The 17,354-nt window shown below is 71.3% G+C and carries 17 protein-coding genes; 14 read left to right on the top strand and 3 right to left on the bottom strand.

Translation table 11 applies throughout. The annotated features are described in order from the left end of the window. The 7 genes from GXW71_RS29640 to GXW71_RS29610 form a co-directional block, all read left to right on the top strand. Positions 1–1,323, top strand: a 1,323-nt coding sequence (locus tag GXW71_RS29640; protein ID WP_211856328.1) for a lytic transglycosylase domain-containing protein, incomplete at its 5' end; no start/stop codon positions are given. Between the two features lie 13 nt (positions 1,324–1,336). After that, complete coding sequence (locus tag GXW71_RS29635) at positions 1,337–1,819, top strand: hypothetical protein (RefSeq protein ID WP_211856327.1); 483 nt, start codon at positions 1,337–1,339, stop codon at positions 1,817–1,819. Further along, on the top strand, positions 1,819–2,679 hold the full coding sequence (locus tag GXW71_RS29630; protein WP_211856326.1) for an alpha/beta fold hydrolase: 861 nt from the start codon (positions 1,819–1,821) through the stop codon (positions 2,677–2,679). The genes GXW71_RS29635 and GXW71_RS29630 overlap by 1 nt, the downstream gene beginning before the upstream one ends. Further along, positions 2,676–3,125 (top strand): phosphatidylglycerophosphatase A family protein, encoded by a 450-nt coding sequence (locus tag GXW71_RS29625; protein WP_211856325.1) that lies wholly within the window; start codon positions 2,676–2,678, stop codon positions 3,123–3,125. Before GXW71_RS29630 ends, GXW71_RS29625 begins: the two co-directional genes overlap by 4 nt. Continuing rightward, the gene (locus GXW71_RS29620) at positions 3,122–3,613 is read left to right on the top strand and encodes a CinA family protein (protein WP_211856324.1); all 492 of its coding nucleotides are present in this window, start codon (positions 3,122–3,124) and stop codon (positions 3,611–3,613) included. Before GXW71_RS29625 ends, GXW71_RS29620 begins: the two co-directional genes overlap by 4 nt. Positions 3,614–3,707: 94 nt before the next feature. Then, the gene (locus tag GXW71_RS29615; protein WP_211856323.1) at positions 3,708–4,853 is read left to right on the top strand and encodes an efflux RND transporter periplasmic adaptor subunit; all 1,146 of its coding nucleotides are present in this window, start codon (positions 3,708–3,710) and stop codon (positions 4,851–4,853) included. Beyond that, entirely contained in the window at positions 4,850–7,936 is a 3,087-nt protein-coding gene (locus GXW71_RS29610) for an efflux RND transporter permease subunit (protein WP_211856322.1), read from the top strand. Before GXW71_RS29615 ends, GXW71_RS29610 begins: the two co-directional genes overlap by 4 nt. A gap of 153 nt (positions 7,937–8,089) precedes the next feature. Here the strand turns inward: GXW71_RS29610 and GXW71_RS29605 are convergent, their stop codons facing one another. After that, the gene (locus tag GXW71_RS29605; RefSeq protein ID WP_211856321.1) at positions 8,090–9,157 is read right to left on the bottom strand and encodes a threonine aldolase family protein; all 1,068 of its coding nucleotides are present in this window, start codon (positions 9,155–9,157) and stop codon (positions 8,090–8,092) included. Positions 9,158–9,254: 97 nt separating this feature from the next. Between GXW71_RS29605 and GXW71_RS29600 the strand changes: the two genes are divergently transcribed. Next, positions 9,255–9,443 carry a type II toxin-antitoxin system HicA family toxin gene (locus GXW71_RS29600; RefSeq protein WP_211856320.1) on the top strand — a complete coding sequence of 63 codons (189 nt, stop codon included), beginning with the start codon at positions 9,255–9,257 and terminating at the stop codon, positions 9,441–9,443. Between the two features lie 5 nt (positions 9,444–9,448). Then, positions 9,449–9,844: a type II toxin-antitoxin system HicB family antitoxin gene (locus GXW71_RS29595; RefSeq protein WP_211856319.1), complete on the top strand. Its 396-nt coding sequence runs from the start codon at positions 9,449–9,451 to the stop codon at positions 9,842–9,844. A 52-nt stretch (positions 9,845–9,896) separates the two neighbouring features. Here GXW71_RS29595 and GXW71_RS29590 read toward each other — a convergent pair whose 3' ends face one another. After that, entirely contained in the window at positions 9,897–10,616 is a 720-nt protein-coding gene (locus GXW71_RS29590) for a GntR family transcriptional regulator (protein ID WP_211856318.1), read from the bottom strand. Between the two features lie 139 nt (positions 10,617–10,755). On the opposite strand from GXW71_RS29590, the gene GXW71_RS29585 reads away from it, so the two are divergent. The 4 genes from GXW71_RS29585 to GXW71_RS29570 all read left to right on the top strand — a co-directional run bounded on the left by GXW71_RS29585 (position 10,756) and on the right by GXW71_RS29570 (position 15,809). Then, on the top strand, positions 10,756–11,673 hold the full coding sequence (locus GXW71_RS29585; protein ID WP_211856317.1) for a dihydrodipicolinate synthase family protein: 918 nt from the start codon (positions 10,756–10,758) through the stop codon (positions 11,671–11,673). An 11-nt stretch (positions 11,674–11,684) separates the two neighbouring features. Beyond that, entirely contained in the window at positions 11,685–13,256 is a 1,572-nt protein-coding gene (locus GXW71_RS29580; RefSeq protein ID WP_211856316.1) for an ABC transporter substrate-binding protein, read from the top strand. Between the two features lie 211 nt (positions 13,257–13,467). Continuing rightward, complete coding sequence (locus tag GXW71_RS35330) at positions 13,468–15,144, top strand: AHH domain-containing protein (RefSeq protein ID WP_211856315.1); 1,677 nt, start codon at positions 13,468–13,470, stop codon at positions 15,142–15,144. Beyond that, a complete protein-coding gene (locus GXW71_RS29570) occupies positions 15,141–15,809 on the top strand; it encodes an imm11 family protein (protein ID WP_211856314.1) in 669 nt (222 codons plus the stop codon). The genes GXW71_RS35330 and GXW71_RS29570 overlap by 4 nt, the downstream gene beginning before the upstream one ends. A 17-nt stretch (positions 15,810–15,826) precedes the next feature. On the opposite strand, the gene GXW71_RS29565 is transcribed toward GXW71_RS29570, so the two are convergent. Further along, on the bottom strand, positions 15,827–16,471 hold the full coding sequence (locus GXW71_RS29565; RefSeq protein ID WP_211856313.1) for a glutathione S-transferase family protein: 645 nt from the start codon (positions 16,469–16,471) through the stop codon (positions 15,827–15,829). Between the two features lie 165 nt (positions 16,472–16,636). Here GXW71_RS29565 and mtgA point away from each other — a divergent pair, with 165 nt between their 5' ends. Beyond that, positions 16,637–17,347 (top strand): monofunctional biosynthetic peptidoglycan transglycosylase, encoded by a 711-nt coding sequence (gene mtgA, locus GXW71_RS29560; RefSeq protein WP_211856312.1) that lies wholly within the window; start codon positions 16,637–16,639, stop codon positions 17,345–17,347. Positions 17,348–17,354: the final 7 nt, after the last annotated feature.

Raw genomic sequence — 17,354 nt, 5'->3', positions numbered from 1 at the left:
CGCGCCGCCGCCGATGCCCGCCTCGCCGGCAGCGGCGACGATATCGGCGCGGTGCTGGAGAGCGCGCGCAACCTGCGCCGCGCCGACCGGGACCTCGAAGCCGCGGCCGCTTGGCGCGCCGGCGAGCGCTTCCAGCGCGACCTCTCCACCGAGGCGCAGCGCGCCGTCTGGACCGAACGCCAGGTGCTCGCACGGAAGCTGCTGCGCCTCGGCCAGGACCGGGAGGCCTATCGCGTCGCCGCCGAGCACGGGCAATCCAGCGTCGGCGAGGCGCGCCAGGAGGCGGAGTTCCTCGCCGGCTTCATCGCGCTGCGCCGGCTGAACGACCCGGGCGCCGCCCAGCGCCATTTCGCGCGCCTGGCCGAAGGCAGCCGCAGCGTCATCACGCGCGCCCGCGCCGCCTATTGGGAAGCACGCGCCCTTTCGGTCACCGGCACCGCCGATGCCGTCCGCGCCCGCTACCAGGCGGCCGCCTCCCTGCCCGCCGCCTTCTATGGCCAGCTCGCGGCGTTGGCGCTCGGCGAGACCACCGCCCAGCTCTCCGCCCGCATCGCCGGCGCGCCGGTGCCGCCGGCGACGCCGGACCGCGCGGTCGCCTTCGCGGGGCGGGAGCTGACCCGTGCGGTGGTGACGCTGGCCGATCTCGGTGACGCCAGGCGGGCCCGGATCTTCCTGCTGCGGCTCGAGGATCTCGCCGCCGATCCGGTGGACCAGCTTCTGGCGGCGCGGCTCGCGCATGCGGTCGGCCGGCCGGACCACGCGATCTGGGTGGCGCGCCGCGCCGGCGCCGATGGCGTCATGCTGCTCGACGATGGCTGGCCGGCGCCCTACCAGGCGAACGTGTCAGCGCCGGAGGCACCGATCATCTATGCGATCACTCGCCAGGAGAGCAATTTCGACCCGGAGGCCGTCAGCTCCGCCAATGCGCGTGGGCTGATGCAGTTGCTGCCCTCGACCGCGACGCTAGTGGCGCGCCGCCTCGGCATCCCGCATGCGACGCCGATGCTGACCGGCGATCCCCAGCACAACATGCGGCTGGGCGCGGCCTATATCCAGCAGATGCTGGAGCGCTTCGACGGCGCCCTGCCGCTCGCCGCCGCCGCCTACAATGCCGGGCCGGGGCGGGTCGACGAATGGCTCGGCACCTATGGCGATCCGCGCGCCACCGTCGACGTGATCGACTGGATCGAGCAGATCCCCTTCGCCGAGACGCGCAACTACGTGCAGCGGGTGATCGAGAACGTCGTGATCTATCGCGCCCGCGATCCGTCGCTGGCCGCGGCGCCGCACCCCCTCGCCCGCTTCCTCGACCGCGCACCTTGAGGGAGACCCGCCTATGGCCGCCTCGCATCTTGGCCGGCGCCTGCTGATCCTGGGCCTTGGCGCCGGGGCGGCCACGCCGGCGCTGGCGCAGAAAAGCGGCGCCGCGCCGCGCGCCCCGGTGCCGACCTCGGACAGCGATCCGAACGACCCCGCGGGACGCGGCCAGCCCCATACCGGCACCTCCGACGGCGATCCGCGCGATCCCGCCGGGCGTGGGCGGCCGCGCACCGGCAATTCGGACAGCGACCCGCGCGATGCCGCCGGGCGCGGACGCCCCACCACCGGCTATTCCGACAGCGACCCGCGCGATGGCGCAGGTCGCGGGCGCCCGCGCACCGGCAATTCGGACAGCGATCCGCGCGACGCCGCCGGGCGCGGACGCCCCACCACCGGCTATTCCGACAGCGACCCGCGCGATGGCGCAGGTCGCGGGCGCCCGCGCACCGGCTACAGCGACAGCGATCCGAGCGACGGCGCCGGGCGTGGCCGCCGCTGATGGGGCCGCGCAGCGTCACCCTCTCGGCCCATGACGGGCTGGCGCTGCATGCCGAGGACTGGCGCCCGCCGGCCGACATGCCGCGCCGGACGCCGGTGCTCTGCCTCTCCGGCATCACGCGGAACGGCAGCGATTTCCGCGGGCTTGCGGAGCGGCAGTCGCAACGGCGCCGCGTCGTCACCTTCGACTATGCCGGCCATGGCGCCAGCGCCCGCGCCGAGGATCCCGAGCGCTACCGCCCGGAGGCGATGATCCGCGACGTGCTGGACATGATGGCGGCGCTGCACCTGCATCGCGCCGTCGTCGTCGGCACCAGCTTCGGCGGCCTAGTCAGCATGGCGCTCGCGGTGCTGCGCCCGGGCGCGCTCGCCGGCGTGGTGCTGAACGATATCGGCCCGGAGATCGGCAGCGATGGCCATGCCTGGGTGCTCGACTTCAATCGCCGCGACCCGGCGGCGGCAACGCTCGAGGATTGCGCCGCACTGCTGCGCGCGCATCTGCCGGCGCTGCCGCATCTCGACGATGCCGGCTGGCTCGACCTCGCGGGCCGCACCTATGCGAAGGGGCCGGATGGGCGCTTCCATCCGCGCTGGGACACCAAGGTGATCGATCAGGCGGTCGGCGCGGAAGTCGGGCCGGTGCCGGATCTCTGGGCGCTGTTCGGGGCGCTCGGCGGCCTGCCGCTGCTGCTGGTCTGGGGTGAGGTCAGCCGCCTGCTGCTGGCGCCGACCGTCGCCCGCATGCGCACCGCCCATCCGGGGATGCGGCTCTTGACCCTGCCCGGCACCGGCCATGCACCGACCCTGACCGAGCCTGCCGCGATCGCCGCGATCGATGCCTTCATCGAGACCATTCCGTGAATCCCCGCCTGATCGCCAGCGTCTTCGGCATCGGCAATCTGCGCCCGGCGCCCGGCACCTGGGGCTCGGCGGTGGTGCTGCCGCTGGCGCTGCTGGGGCCGCTCCCCTGCCTGGTGCTCGGGCTGCTGGTCCTGCTCATCGGGTTCTGGGCCGTCGGCCGGCTGCCCGGCGATGCCGAGGCCGACCCCGGCTGGATCGTGGTGGACGAAGCGGCGGGGCAATTGCTGGCGCTCGCCGCGCTGCCGGCGCACCCGTCCCTCCTCGGCGTCGCCGCAGCCTTCCTGCTGTTCCGGGCGTTCGACATCCTGAAGCCCGGCCCGGTCGGCTGGGCGGACCGGCAACACGGCGCGCTCGGCGTCATGCTGGACGACGCGGTGGCCGGGGTGCTGGCGGCGTTGCTGCTGCTGGGTTTCGGGCTCTGGCAACCGGGGGTGCTCGGCCAATGATCGATGACGCGACGCTCGGCCGCGCGGCCGCGCTGCTCGCCACGCTGCAGGCGAAGGGCCTGACCGTGACGACCGCGGAGAGCTGCTCCGGCGGGCTCATCGCCGGCACCATCACCGCGATCCCCGGCAGCTCGGCCAGTATCGAGGCCGGCTTCGTCACCTACTCCAACGCCGCCAAACATCGTATACTTGGCGTGCCGGAGAGCCTGCTGGCAGCCCATGGCGCGGTCAGCGAGCCGGTGGCCCGTGCGATGGCGGAAGGCGCCCGCGCCGCGGCCGGGGCGGATCTGGCGCTCGCCTGCACCGGGATCGCCGGCCCGGGCGGCGCGGTGCCGGGCAAGCCGGTCGGCACCGTCTTCATCGCCGCCGCGGTCCAAGGGCAGACCCGGGTGCTGCATCGCCTTTTCCCCGGGGACCGGGCAGCCGTCAGGGCCGCGACGGTCGCCGAAGCATTGGAGCTCGGGCTCGCGCTGGTCACGGTTTCGTGACAAATTAGGTATATGCTGCGTTGCAGCGCAACACTTCCTCACGCGCGCGCGAGCCGGTACTGGGATACATGTACCCGGCGCAGGGGAGACACTGATGCGGATACGTGTGCTGTTTCTTGGCCTCGTTACGCTCGGCGGCACTCTCGCCGCCCTGCCGGGCATCGTGCCGCCCGCCTTCGGGCAGGCCGCCCCGCCTTCCGCCCCTGGACAGGGGCCGCGCATCCCGGTCACCACGGATCCCGCCCGGGTCGGCGCGGTGCCGATCGAGATCGCGGCGAACGGCACGGTGGTCGCCGATGCGGTGGTCACCATCCGCCCCCGCGTCGATGGCCAGATCGAGCAGGTGCATGTGCGCGAAGGCCAGATGGTCCGGCGCGGCGACCTCCTCTTCACCCTCGATACCCGCATGAACCGCGCCATCCTGGCGCAGCAGGAAGCCCAGCTTCTCCGCGACCGGGCGCTGGCGGCACGCGCCCAGGCCGATGCGGTCCGCTACCAGTCGCTGCGGGGCGAGGGCTTCGCTGCCGCGCAACGGTTCGAGCAGGCCCAGGCCGACGCCGCCTCCGCCGCCGCCACCGTGCGGGCGGATGAGGCGCTGATCGAGCAGACGCGGCTGCAGATCGCCTTCGCCACCGTCACCGCGGAGGTCAGCGGCCGCCTCGGCACGCTGCCGCTGCGCGAGGGCACCTTCCTGCGCCTGGCCGAGACCACGGCGCTCGCCACCATCACCCGCATGGATCCGATCTTCGTCCAGTTCGCAATCCCCGAACGCTGGCTGGAGGAGGTGCAGGCGGCCATGGCCGCCGGCTCCGCCCGGGTGCTGGTGCATGCCGATGGCGACCGGGCGCCGCCGCTCCAGGGCAGCCTCGCCTTCGTCGACAGCGCCGTCGACACGGCGACCGGCACCATCACCCTGAAGGCGCAGTTCGCCAATGCGGAGATGCGCCTCTGGCCCGGGCGCTACGTGCAGGTGACCTTGATCCCGCGCGACGAGGAGGGCGCCACCAGCGTCGTCGCCGCCGCGGTGCAGAGCGGCCAGGGCGGCCGCTTCGTCTATGTGCTGACGCCGGAAGGCGTCGCGCGCCGCCGCCCGGTGCAACTCCTGCGCATGGCGGGCGACCGCGCGGTGATCCGGGGCGAGGTGGCGGCCGGCGAGGCCGTCATCATCGATGGCGCCCAGCGGGTGACGGATGGCAGCCGCGCCGTCGCGCGCGGTGCCAGCGAGGCCCGCGCCCAATGAGCATTTCGGAGATCTGCATCCGCCGGCCGGTGATGACGAGCCTGCTCTGCATCGCGGCCGTGGTCGCCGGCATCATCGCCTATACTCGGCTGCCGGTCGCCGCCGTGCCGCGCGTCGATTTCCCGGTCATCACCGTCAACGCGACCTTGCCGGGCGCCAGCCCGGAGACCATGGCGACCAGCGTCGCCCTGCCGCTGGAGCGCGAATTCTCGACCATCGCCGGCATCGACACGATGTCCTCGACCAGCGGCCAGGACACCACGACGATCACCCTGCAATTCGTGCTCGACCGCAATATCGATGCGGCGGCGCAGGACGTGCAGGCGGCGCTGACCCGCGCGCAGCGGCGGCTGCCGACGGAGATGACGACGCCGCCCTCCTACCGGAAGGTCAATCCGGCGGATGCGCCGGTGGTGCTGCTGACGCTCACCGGCGGCGACCAGCCGCTCTACCGCATGAACGACATCACCAGCACGATCATCGGACCGGCGCTGTCGCGCCTGCCCGGCGTCGCGCAGGTGATCACCTATGGCGAGCAGCTCTACGCCGTCCGCGTCCGGCTCGACCCCAACCGCGTTGCGGCCATGGGCCTCGCCTTCGACACCGTCCAGCAATCGATCGCGGCCGCCAATTCCAGCACCCCGGTGGGCGTGCTCAGCGGCCAACGCCAGCAGCTCACGCTCCGCGCCAACGACCAGCCGCAGGACGCAGCGGCCTTCGGGGAGCTGATCGTCGCCGGCCGGGCCGCGGCGCCGGTGCGCCTGTCCGACATCGCCCGCGTCGATGACGGCGTGCAGAACGAGCGCATCGCCGCCTGGCGCGACGGCCAGCGCGCCCTGGTGCTCGCGGTGCAGCGCCAGCCGGACGCCAATACCGTCGACGTGGTCGATGCCGTGCGCGCCACCCTGCCCGCGCTCCGGGCCGCGCTGCCGCCGGGCGCCGAGCTGCAGGTCATGCTCGACCGCTCGGCCAGTATCCGCGCCGCGGTGCATGACGTACAGGAAAGCCTCCTGATCGCGATCGGCCTCGTCGTGCTGGTCTGCTTCCTGTTCCTCCGCCGCGTCTCCGCCACCATCATCCCCTCGGTCGCGGTGCCGATCAGCCTCTGCGGCACCTTCGGGCTGATGTACGTCCTCGGCTACGGCATCGACAACGTGACCCTGCTCGGGCTCACCATCGCGGTCGGCCTCGTGGTCGACGATGCCATCGTCATGCTCGAAGCCGCGATGCGCCACATCGAAAACGGCGTGCCGCCGATCCAGGCCGCGATCCGCGGCGCGCGCGAGATCGGCTTCACCATCATCTCCATCACCTTCTCCCTGATCGCCGTCTTCATGCCCATCCTGCTGATGGGCGGCGTCGTCGGCCGCGTGTTCAACGCCTTCGCAGCCACCGTCTCCCTCGCGGTCATCGTCTCCTGCATCGTCTCCCTGACCCTGACGCCGCTGATGGCATCGCGCATCCGCGCACATCACGGGCGGCCGGGATGGCTCGACCGGACGCTGGAGCGCGGCTTCGTCGCGATCGAGCGCAGCTATGCCCGGCTGCTCGAATACGCGCTGCGCCTTCGGCTGCTGATCTGGCTGGTCTTCATCGCCTCCCTCGGCGGCGCCGCCTGGTTCGCGGTGAACCTGCCGAAGGGCTTCTTCCCGATCGAGGATACCGGCCTCGTCAGCGTGAACACCGAAGGCCCGCGCGGCGCCTCGCTCGAGGCGATGGCGCAGATGCAGGGCCAGATCGCCGAGATCCTGATGCGCTCCCCGCATGTGGCGCGCGTCGTCTCCCAGCTCGGCGCGCAGGGCAGTTCCTCCGCGATCAACCAGGGGCGCCTCTTCGTCGAGCTGAAGCCGTCCGGCGAGCGCCCCGGCGTGGTGCCGGTCATGCAGGAGCTGCGCCGCCAGACCGCCGGCGTGCCGGGCATGCGGGTCTTCGTCTCACCGATCCAGAACCTGAATTTCGGCGGCCGGGTGAGCCGCAGCCTCTACCTCTACACCCTGCAGGGGCTCCGCCTGGAGGAGCTCTATGACTGGGCACCTCGGATCGAGGAGAGGCTGCAGCGCCTGCCGCAGCTCCAGGACGTGAACACCGACCTGCAGACCGACAGCCCCGTCGTCATGGTCAATGTCGACCGCGACCGCGCGACCGCGCTCGGCGTCACCGTCGATCAGGTGCGCCAGGCGCTCTACTCCGCCTTCGGCGCCCGGCAGATCAGCACCATCTACGGCCAGGCCAATGCCTATCCGGTCATCCTGGAAGCGCTGCCCGAGGACCAGCGGGACGAGCAGGGCCTGGCCAAGCTCTATATCCGCGCCAATACCGGCCGCCTGGTGCCGCTCTCGGCGCTCGCGACCATCTCCCGCCGCTCGGGACCGCTGACCGTCGGCCACCAGGGGCAGCTCCCCGCTGTCACCATCGGCTTCAACACGCCCCCCGGCGTCGCACTCGGCGACGCGGTCGCGGCGATTCGCCAGGTCGAGCAGGAGCTCGGCCTGCCGCCCTCCATCGTCACCGGCTTCACCGGCACCGCGCAGGTCTTCCAGCAGGCGCTGGCCGGCCAGGGCATGCTGGTGCTGGCCGCCGTCCTCATCATGTATCTCGTGCTCGGCGTGCTCTACGAGAGCCTGATCCACCCGCTGACCATCCTCTCCGGCCTGCCGGCGGCCGCCCTCGGCGCCTTCGCGACGCTCTGGCTGTTCGGCATGGAGCTCTCGGTGATCGCGGTGATCGGCGTGCTGCTGCTGATCGGCCTCGTGAAGAAGAACGCCATCATGATCGTCGACGTCGCGCTGCACCGACAGCGATCCGGCGAGGATCCGCTGAGCGCGGTCAGGGAAGCCTGCGTGCTGCGCTTCCGGCCAATCCTGATGACGACACTCGCCGCCGCCGCCGGCGCAGTGCCGATCGCGGCCGGCTGGGGCGCGGCCGCGGAATTGCGCCAGCCGCTCGGCCTCGCGGTAGTCGGCGGCCTCGCGGTCAGCCAGGTGCTGACGCTCTTCGTGACGCCGGTGCTCTATCTCGGCTTCGACGGGCTGGCACGGCGGCTGTCCCGCGGCGGTGCAGTCGCGCACGCGCCAGCGGAGTAGGAAAAGCCGGGGAAAAGAATTTCCCCGGACCCCTTTCTTTTATTTTTGGCTACTTGGGCCAGGCAGCACGGCCGCTGCATTCGGTCCGACCGCGCAATTGATAGAAAGAAAAGAAATGGGGGTTCGGGGGAAATTCCTTTCCCCCGATCTTACCTACCGCTTCGCGACCACATCCCGGATCGCGGCGATGGCTTCCTCGATCATCGCGGCGCTGACGTCGAGATGCGTGCAGGCGCGCATGCGGCCGCCGAGGCCGGAGATCTGGATGCCTTGCAGGCGGAGTGCGGCCGAGAGGTCGGCGACGGTGATGCCGGCGCCGCGCGGGTCGAAGAAGACCAGGTTGGTTTCCGGCTCCTCCACCACGAAGCCCGGGATCTGCGCGAGACCGCGGGCGAGCGCCTTGGCATTCGCGTGGTCGTCCGCCAGGCGGTCGATGTTGTGGTCGAGGGCGTAGAGGCAGGCCGCCGCGCAGACGCCCGCCTGCCGCATGGAGCCGCCGAGCCGCTGCTTCCAGCGCCAGGCCTCGCCGATGAAGTCCTCGCTGCCGGCGAGCACGGCGCCGAGCGGCGCGCCGAGGCCCTTGGTGAAATCGAGCCAGACGCTGTCGAAGCCGGCGGCCATCTCGGCGGCCGGGATGCCGGCCGCGACGCAGGCATTCATCAGCCGCGCGCCGTCCATATGCGTCGACCAGCCCTGGCCATGCGCGACATCGGCGACGGCGTTGAGCTGCGCCAGCGGCCAGACAGCGCCGCCGCCGATATTGGCGGTCTGTTCGACTTCCAGCAGGCGCTGCGGCGGTGCGTAGCGGGTCTTCGGGCGGATCGCAGCGCGCACATCATCGGCCGTGAACATGCCCTTCGGGCCGCGGAGCGGCATGATCTGGACGCCGGTCAACGCGGCATGGGTGCCGCCTTCGCTGTGCAGGATGTGGCTGGTCTCATGCGCCACCACCTCATCGCCCTTGCGGCAATGGGTCAGGATCGCGATCACGTTGCACATGGTGCCGGAGGGCAGGAAGATCGCCGCTTCCTTGCCCAGCAGCGCCGCCATGCGGTCGGTCAGCGCATTCACGGTGGGGTCGTCGCCATGCTGCTCGTCGCCGACCTCGGCGCGCAGAATCGCGTCCTTCATCCCGGGCGAGGGCCGCGTCTGGGTGTCGGAATAGAGGTTGATGCGCACAGGGGGCGCACCGGCGGGCGGGCGGGCGGGGGCATGGACCATGGCGGGGAGGCTAAAGCAGATCCCGATCAGGTGAAACCCGAGGCGGCTCGCCGTAGGCACCCCTTGCGAGCGCCTTGTAGTGTGTATAAATCCACACGTGGATAGCAGGGCGATCATCGCGGCGCTGACGGCGGATGGTTGGAAGCAGGTGGCCCAGAAGGGCAGCCACAGCCAGTTCAAGCACCCGACGAAGCCGGGCCGCGTCACCGTCCCGCATCCGAAGCGCGATCTGCCGATCGGGACGCTGCGAAGCATCGAGAAGCAGGCGGGTTTGAAGCTGAGGTGAGTGGAATGGCCGAATATATCGCTCTGATCCACAAGGATGCCGAAAGCGATTTCGGCGTCTCGTTCCCGGACCTCCCGGGCTGCGTGACCGCGGGCGCGACGCTCGACGAGGCGCGGGCGATGGCTGCGGAGGCGCTGGCGCTCCATATCGAGGGCATGATCGAGGACGGCGAGGCGATCCCCGAGCCGAGCAGCCTGACTGTGATCATGAAAGAGCGGGAGAACCGCGATGCCGTGGCCGTGCTGGTGCCCGGCCCGACGAAGCCTGCGCGGGCGGTTCGGGTCAACATCACGTTGCCGGAGGACGCGCTGCACGCGATCGACCGCTATGCCGAAAGGCACGGGCTCTCCCGGTCCGGGATGATCGTGGCGGCCGCCAAGCGGATGATGGACGCAGCGTAGCGCGGCGCGTGTCTTCACCCATGCAGGCGATCCCGCCTGCATGGGACCTGCCCTAACCCCGACGGCGCCGCGCGGCCAGGGGGGGTGGCGTGCGGGCGAGGGTCCAGGCTTCTTCCGCGACATTGGCGATGTGGTCGCGCAGGAAGGCCGCCGCTTCTTCCCCTCGCCCCTCCCGGCAGAGCGCCAGCATGGCCTCGTGCTCGCGCTGCGCGCGGTCCTGGGCGACGATGCGGCCCTGGAGCTGGATGCGGGTGTAGCGGTCGCATTCACGGAGCAGCGATGCGACCAGCGCCAGGGTGCGCGGCCGGTCGGCGCGGGCATAGAGCGCCAGGTGGAATTCGGTGTTGAGCGGCCCCCATTCCTCGCTCCGCCCGCGCGAGAGGCTCTCGGCATGGGTCGCGAGCTGGGCCGCCAGCGCGTCGAGGTCATCATCGGTCAGGCGGGCGGCGGAGCGGCGGAGCAGATCCGGCTCCAGCGCCAGGCGGATCGCATAGGTCTCCTCCATCCGCTCGGGCGAGAGGCTGGAGACGGTCGCGCCCTTCTGCGGGATGAAGGCGACCAGCCCTTCCGCTTCGAGCTGGAACAGCGCTTCGCGCACCGGGATGCGGCTGACGCCGAGGCGTTCGGCGAGCGCGTCCTGGCGCAGCGCCTCCCCGGGCGCCAGCGTGCCGTCCAGGATCAGGGCGCGGATCGCCTCCGCCACCCCGCCGCTGACCGTGCGATGCCCCGTGACCACGCGCCGCCGCCTGCGGGCGCGAAGGCTTGCCGACATGACGAACTCCCTTTGATGGACGGCATAGCCGGTAGGGGTTCCTTCGGGAATTTATAAAATCCTTTCTCGAATTTATAAATTTTCTTGACCCCTGCTCGGCCCCCTCCCTAGGGTCGCCGCAGCCCGAAGGAACCAGGCCATGCCCAAGCTGCCCGATTGGCGCGGGGTTTTCCCCGCGGTCACCACCCAGTTCCATGCCGATCTCAGCCTCGACGTCGCGGGCACGCACCGCGTCGTGCAGGGGCTGGTGCGCGACGGCGTCGACGGCCTCGTCGTCTGCGGCACGGTCGGCGAGAACACCGCGCTGACGCTCACGGAGAAGCAGACGGTGATCGAGGTGGCGGTGGATGCCGCGGCCGGGCGCGTGCCGGTGATCGCGGGCGTCGCGGAATTCACCACCGCCTTTGCCGCCGATACCGCTGTTATGGCGAAGCGCTGCGGCGCGGATGGCGTGATGGTAATGCCGGCGCTGGTCTATTCGGCGAAGCCGCACGAGACCGCCGCGCATTTCCGCGGCGTCGCGACCGCCATCGACCTGCCGGTGATGGTCTACAACAACCCGCCGATCTACAAGAACGACGTCACCCCCGACATCCTGGCCGCACTCGCCGATGTCGAGACCATCGTCGCCTTCAAGGAATCCTCGGGCGACGGCCGCCGCTTCACCGATCTCCGCAACCTCGTCGGCGACCGCTTCGTGCTCTTCGCAGGCCTCGACGACACGGTGGTCGAGAACGTGATGCTGGGCGCCGTCGGCTGGGTCTCCGGCATGTCGAACGCCTTCCCGCAGGAAGGTGCCGCGCTGTTCCGCCTGGCCGCCAGCGGCCGCTATGCCGAGGCGCGGCCGCTCTATGACTGGTTCATGCCGCTGCTGCACCTCGATGCGCGGCCGGACCTCGTGCAATGCATCAAGCTCTGCGAGGCGATCATGGGCCGCGGCAGCGCGCTGACCCGCCCGCCGCGCCTCGCCTTGCCGGAGCGCGAGCGCGCCGAGGTGGAAGCGCTGATGGCGGCGGCGCTGAAGACGCGCCCAAGCCTCACCGGCCTCGCTGCGTGAGGAGCAGCGCCATGACCCTCTCCCGCCGCTCCCTCCTTGCCGCGCCCCTGCTGCTGCCCGCCCTCGGCGCCGCCGCGCAGTCCCGCGCCCAGCCGTTGCGCTTCGTGCCATCGACGCCGCTGCCGGCGCTCGATCCGATCGTCGCCACCAGTTACGTCATCCGCAACCACGGCTACCTCGTCTACGACACGCTCTTCGGCATGGATGAGCATTACCGCGTCCATCCGCAGATGGTCGGCCACCACGAGGTGTCGCGCGACGGCCTGACCTGGACCTTTCAGCTCCGCGATGGGCTGGTCTTCCACGACGACCAGCCGGTGCGCAGCGCCGACTGCATCGCGTCGCTGCGGCGCTGGTCGGCGCGCGACGCCTTCGGACAGACGCTCGCCACCGCGATCGATCGCTACGAGGCGAAGGACGAGCGGACCTTCGTCATCCACCTGAAGCGCCCCTTCCCCGCGATGCGGGAAGCGCTCGGCAAGCTCTCCTCCAACGTGCCCTTCATCATGCCGGAGCGCATCGCCGCGACCGATCCGTCACGGCCGATCTCGGACGCCACCGGCTCCGGCCCCTGGCGCTTCCTCCCGGGATCCTGGAATCCCGGCCAGTCCGCCGCCTATGAGCGCTTCGCCCGCTACCGCCCGCGTGAGGAGCCGTCGAGCTGGGCGGCCGGCGGCAAGCTCGCGAAGATCGATCGCATCGAATGGATGGGCATCACCGAAGCGCCGGCCGCGGCCGCGGCGCTGCGACAGGGCGGCATCGACTGGTGGGAGCAGCCGCCGGTCGACCTGCTGCCGGTGCTGCGGCGGGATCGCAACATCGCGCTGGTGAAGGTGCCGCTCGGCTTCCAGTTGCTGATGCGCTTCAACCATCAGCAGGCGCCCTTCAACAACCCGGCGATCCGGCGCGCCATCGCGGCCGCGGTGAAGCCCGAGGACTACATGCGCGCGGTCGCCGGCGAGCCCGAATGGTACGCCGAATGCCGCAGCTTCTTCACCTGCGGCACGCCGCTCTCCTCCGATGCCGGCGCCGGCCTGCTGACGAGCGATCCCGCGCGGGCGCGGCGCATGCTGCAGGAGGCCGGCTATCGCGGTGAGAAGGTGGTGCTGCTGGCGCCGGCCGACCAGCCGATCAGCTACAACCAGGCGCAGGTCACCGACCAGTTGCTGCGCGGCCTCGGCATGGAGGTCGAATTCATCTCGACCGACTGGGCGAGCTTCGTCTCCCGCCGCAACAACCGCGGCCCGGTCGACCAGGGCGGCTGGTCGGTGTTCCACACGCTGTGGTCGGGCGCCGACCTCACCAACCCCGCGATCTCCCCGCTGCTCCGCGCCAACGGCACCGCCGCCTGGCTCGGCTGGCCCGAGGATCCGGAGATCGAGCGGCTGCGCGACGCCTGGCTCGCGACCGGCGAGGCGGCCGAGCAGCAGCGCATCGCCCGTGCCCTGCAGGAACGCGCCTTCGAGACGCTGCCCTACCTGCCGACCGGGTCGGTGGAGCAGCCGATGGCCTATCGCCGCAGCTTGACCGGCATGATGGTCTCGCCGGTGCAGTTCTTCTGGAACATGGAGAAGAGCGCCTGAGATCGCCGGATCGGTCTTCCGATCGATCCGGCGCCGCGCTGCTTCAACCGGCGCCTTCGAAGCCGATCTCCCGATCCCGCATTGCCGGAAATGTTCTGGGATCAGGTCGGCGCGCCTCCGCATCGTCATCGAAGCTTTAAAGGACGGAACAAGCACCGGCGCGCCAAACGGGTTGAGCCTCCTCTCACGAACCCGATCCGGAGGTGCGGCGATGAGCGAGACCGGAAGTGTCGGAAGCGTGGGCGGCGATGCTGGCGGCATGGGTGATGCCGGCGGCTTCGGCGATGCCGGCCTGGATGCAGGCGGCTTCGATTCGGCGCTGAATGACGCGGCGGCAGGCGGGCTAGGCGATACAGGGCTGGGCGATCTCGGCACGAGCGATCTCGGGCTCGGCGATAGCGGGCTGAGCGATCCGCTCGGCGATGTCGGACTGTCCGATCCGCTGGGCGATGTCGGCCTTGCTGATCCCTTGGGCGATATCGGGCTCGCCGACCCTCTCGGGGATATGGGGTTCGCCGATCCGCTCGGCGATCTCGATCCGAGCCTCGCCGATCCCATGGCACTCGGCTTTGACGATCCGACTGCACTCGACCCGATCGACCCGGCTTCGCTGATCAGCCCGCCCGATCCTTTTACAGATCCGCTTGCGGGCTTCACGCCATCGCCGCCGAGCGCTCCGGCCATGCCCGAACCGGCCGTGCCTGTTGCGCAGGTGGAGCCGACGCCCGATGCCATCGGCATGCCGCCGGTCGATGTAATGGGCAACGTGACGGGACCGGCGCCGGTGACGCAGCCGGAGCCCGCGCCCACTCCGCCGGCACCGGAGCAGCCCTCCGTCTTCGGCACCCTCGCCGCGGGCGCGGCGCTCGGCCTCGCCCGGACCGCGCCTGCCGCCGGTGTGGAGGCCGTGGCCGATGGGCCGCTGCCCTTCGGCGATGCCCTGGCGCTCGGCACCCTGGCCCTCGGGGCCTCGATCGGCGCCTATCAGGCGCTGCAGAGCCGCGGCACGCCCGCACCCGCCCCGACGCCGGATTTCGGGCCGGCGCCCGCGATGCCGTCGGCACCCGCCCCCGCACCGGCGCCAGCGCCGGAAGCAGCGCCTGCCCTGCCCGCCCCGGAAGCGCTCGCTCCGGTCGCGCCGGCCGAGCCCGCACCTGCACTTCCCGCGCCCCCGGCCCTGGCGCCGGCCGTGCCGGAGACCATCCCCGCCGTGCCAGCGCCGGAAGCCCTGGCTCCGGTCGCGCCAGAGCTGGCCCCTGCCCTGCCGGCACCGGAGGCGCTCGCGCCGGCCGTGCCCATCCCGGAGGCCGCACCCGTCCCCTTCACCGCAGCACCGACCGGGCCGCTGATCGAGAGCTTCCCCGCGGCGCCTCCCATCGCGCCGCCGACCGAGACCTTCCCGGCAGCGCCGCCGGCGGTGCCGAGCATCGAGACCTTCCCGGTCGCGCCCGAACTGCCGGCCTTGCCGGGCTTCGGCGGCGAGACCCTGCCCGAGACCGGCATCATCGCGACCATCCCGCCGGAGATCGAGCAATCGCTGATCCTCGAACGTTCGAGCCCGCTTCGCGGCAACATGATCGCCGCCGGGGTGCCGATCAGCGCCGATGAGGACGCACACCACGTCGCAGCCCTGAACGAACCGGCGGCGCAGCCGGCGCGCGACGTGCTCGCGGGCTTCGGGATCGACATCAACGACCCCGTGAACGGCGTCGCCCTGCCGCGCGGCTTCCACCAGCGCGAACTGCATGGCGCCGACCGGCGCGGGGATTATTATGATGCGGTGAATGCACGCCTCGCAGAGGCCGAGACGCGGGAGCAGGCTGAGGCGATCCTGCGCGAGATCGCCGATGAATTGCGCAACGAGGTTGCCGGGAGGACAGGGCCATGAGGGTCTTCACGGTCAAGGGCGATCACCAGCTCGCCTGGATCAACCCTGCCGGCGATGGCGAAGGCGTGCGGCTGTCCAGGGCGCGCGGGACATCCGCGGCCGCTGGCTGGCGCCCGCTGCGCGTCGAGCTCATCTCCACGCTCGGGGAGGAGGACGAGGTCGACCCGCCAGTCGTGACCGATTGCCCCTATCTGGGCGCGGTGCAGCTCCTGCTCAGCGCACGGGCGCGCGACGTGCTGGCGCCGCTGCTCGAGCCGGAGGGTGAATTCCTGCCCGTCGAAGCGGCGTTCGGGGCGTATTGGATCTACAATTGCCTGCGCAGCCGGGAGGCGCTGGATGAGGCACGGTCGGTGGCTGAGCGCTTCCCGGACGGCGACATCAAGCGAATCACCCGCCACGAGCTGCGGCCGGAGGTCATCGGCCAGCACGCGATCTTCCATCTGGACGGCAAGACCGGCATCTACTACGCGACCGACCGCCTGGTGGCCGCGGTGGAGCGCGCCGGCCTGACCGGCTTCGTGTTCACCGAGGTCTGGTCCTCCGAGAGCGGCGGTATGGATCTGCCGACACGGGGCCTGCTGAACCGCGGCGTGAGCGATGAGGTACTGCGGCAGCAGCGTATGGCCAAGCGCGCCGCAGCGCGGGAGCGGGTGGCGGCCGGATAACGCCTGCCGGCCGCGAGTCAGCCCGGCCAGTGGCGCGCCCAGACGGGCGCGACCGCCGGGCGGGCCATGACGGCCTGCCCCAGGACGGTGAGCTTCGGGCATGCGCCCGGCAGCCAATCGGCGCCACCGAGCCAGCGCGACAGCATCGCCAGGTAGAGATCGGCCACCGAGAAGCGCGCGCCGAGCAGGAAGGGCGCGTCCGGTGTCCCCGCGAGGCCGGCCTCGGCTTCGACCAGGCGCCAGAGGTCGCGATACATCGCACGCGCCCGCTCCCGGATCGCCGTGGCATGCGCCGGATCGGCGCTGAAGCGCTCCGGAAAATCGGCGCGGGTCACATGGGGATAGCCCTCGGTCGCCGCGAGCGTCATCCAGCGCAGCGCCCGCGCGCGGCCCGGATCGGGCGGCGCCGGCAGCAACCCGGCCTCCGGATGGCGATCGACGAGGGTCAGCAGGATGGCCAGCGATTCCGTGACCACCGTGCCGTCCGGCAGGATCAGCGTCGGGATGCGGCCCATCGGATTGATGCGGCGATACTCGGCGGTGAGCTGCGCGCCGCTCGCGAACGGCACCGCGCGCAATTCGACGGGCGCGCCGATCTCGGCCAACGCCATCTCGACCGGGCCGGAGCCGGAGCCGGCATCGCCATAGAGGATATAGGTCATCGCGGAAGCCTGACCCGGGGCGGCCACGGCAGCCAATGCAAAAGCCTGATAGTGGGGATCAGCCGGGCTGAAGCGCCCAGGCCGGCATCACGGCTTTGACCGTGGCGGCGACATCCCGGATGTGGTGAGTAGCGCGGCCAACCGGGAGGCGGAGTCATCGCCGGAATGCCGAACGCCGCAACGGGAACACGAGCCGCGCCCAGGCCGCGACGCCTGCGCCGCCTGATCGGCCGCCTCCTCGCGCTGCTGCTGCTGCTGCCGCTGGTGGCGATCCTGGTGTTCCGCTTCCTGCCACCCCCGATGACGCCGCTGATGCTCATTCGCGTGATCGAGGGCCATGGCTGGCAGCGAGACTGGGTCCCTCACCAGGCGATCGCGCCGGCGCTGGCCGCCGCTGTCGTGGCATCCGAGGACAATCTCTTCTGCGAGCAGGTCCTGGGCTTCGATTTCGACGCGCTGAGCGACCAGGTCGACGCCTGGTCGGACGGCGGGCGGCCGCGCGGCGCCAGCACGATCACGATGCAGACGGCGAAAAACCTGTTCCTCTGGCCCGGCCGCGATCCCGTCCGCAAGGTGCTGGAGGCCTGGCTGACGCCGCAGATCGCGCTGCTCTGGCCGCGGCGGCGGGTGCTCGAGACCTATCTCAACATCGTCGAGTTCGGGCCGGGGATCTATGGCGCCGAGGCGGCGGCGCGCCACTTCTTCAGGAAGCCGGCGGCGGCGCTCTCCTCGCGGGAGGCCGCGCTGCTTGCCGCTGTCCTGCCCAACCCCCTCGCCTGGTCGGCCGCGGAGCCGAGCGCCTATATCCGCAGGCGCGCCGCGACGATCGAGCGGCGCATGGCCCAGATCAGGCCGCTGCTGGCCTGCACCTGGTGAATGATCA

Origin of the sequence: Plastoroseomonas hellenica (assembly GCF_018129085.1) — a bacterium.
Lineage (GTDB): Bacteria > Pseudomonadota > Alphaproteobacteria > Acetobacterales > Acetobacteraceae > Plastoroseomonas > Plastoroseomonas hellenica.
Note: the sequence above shows the minus strand (reverse complement) of the source record. Positions and strands in the feature narration are given on the sequence as shown.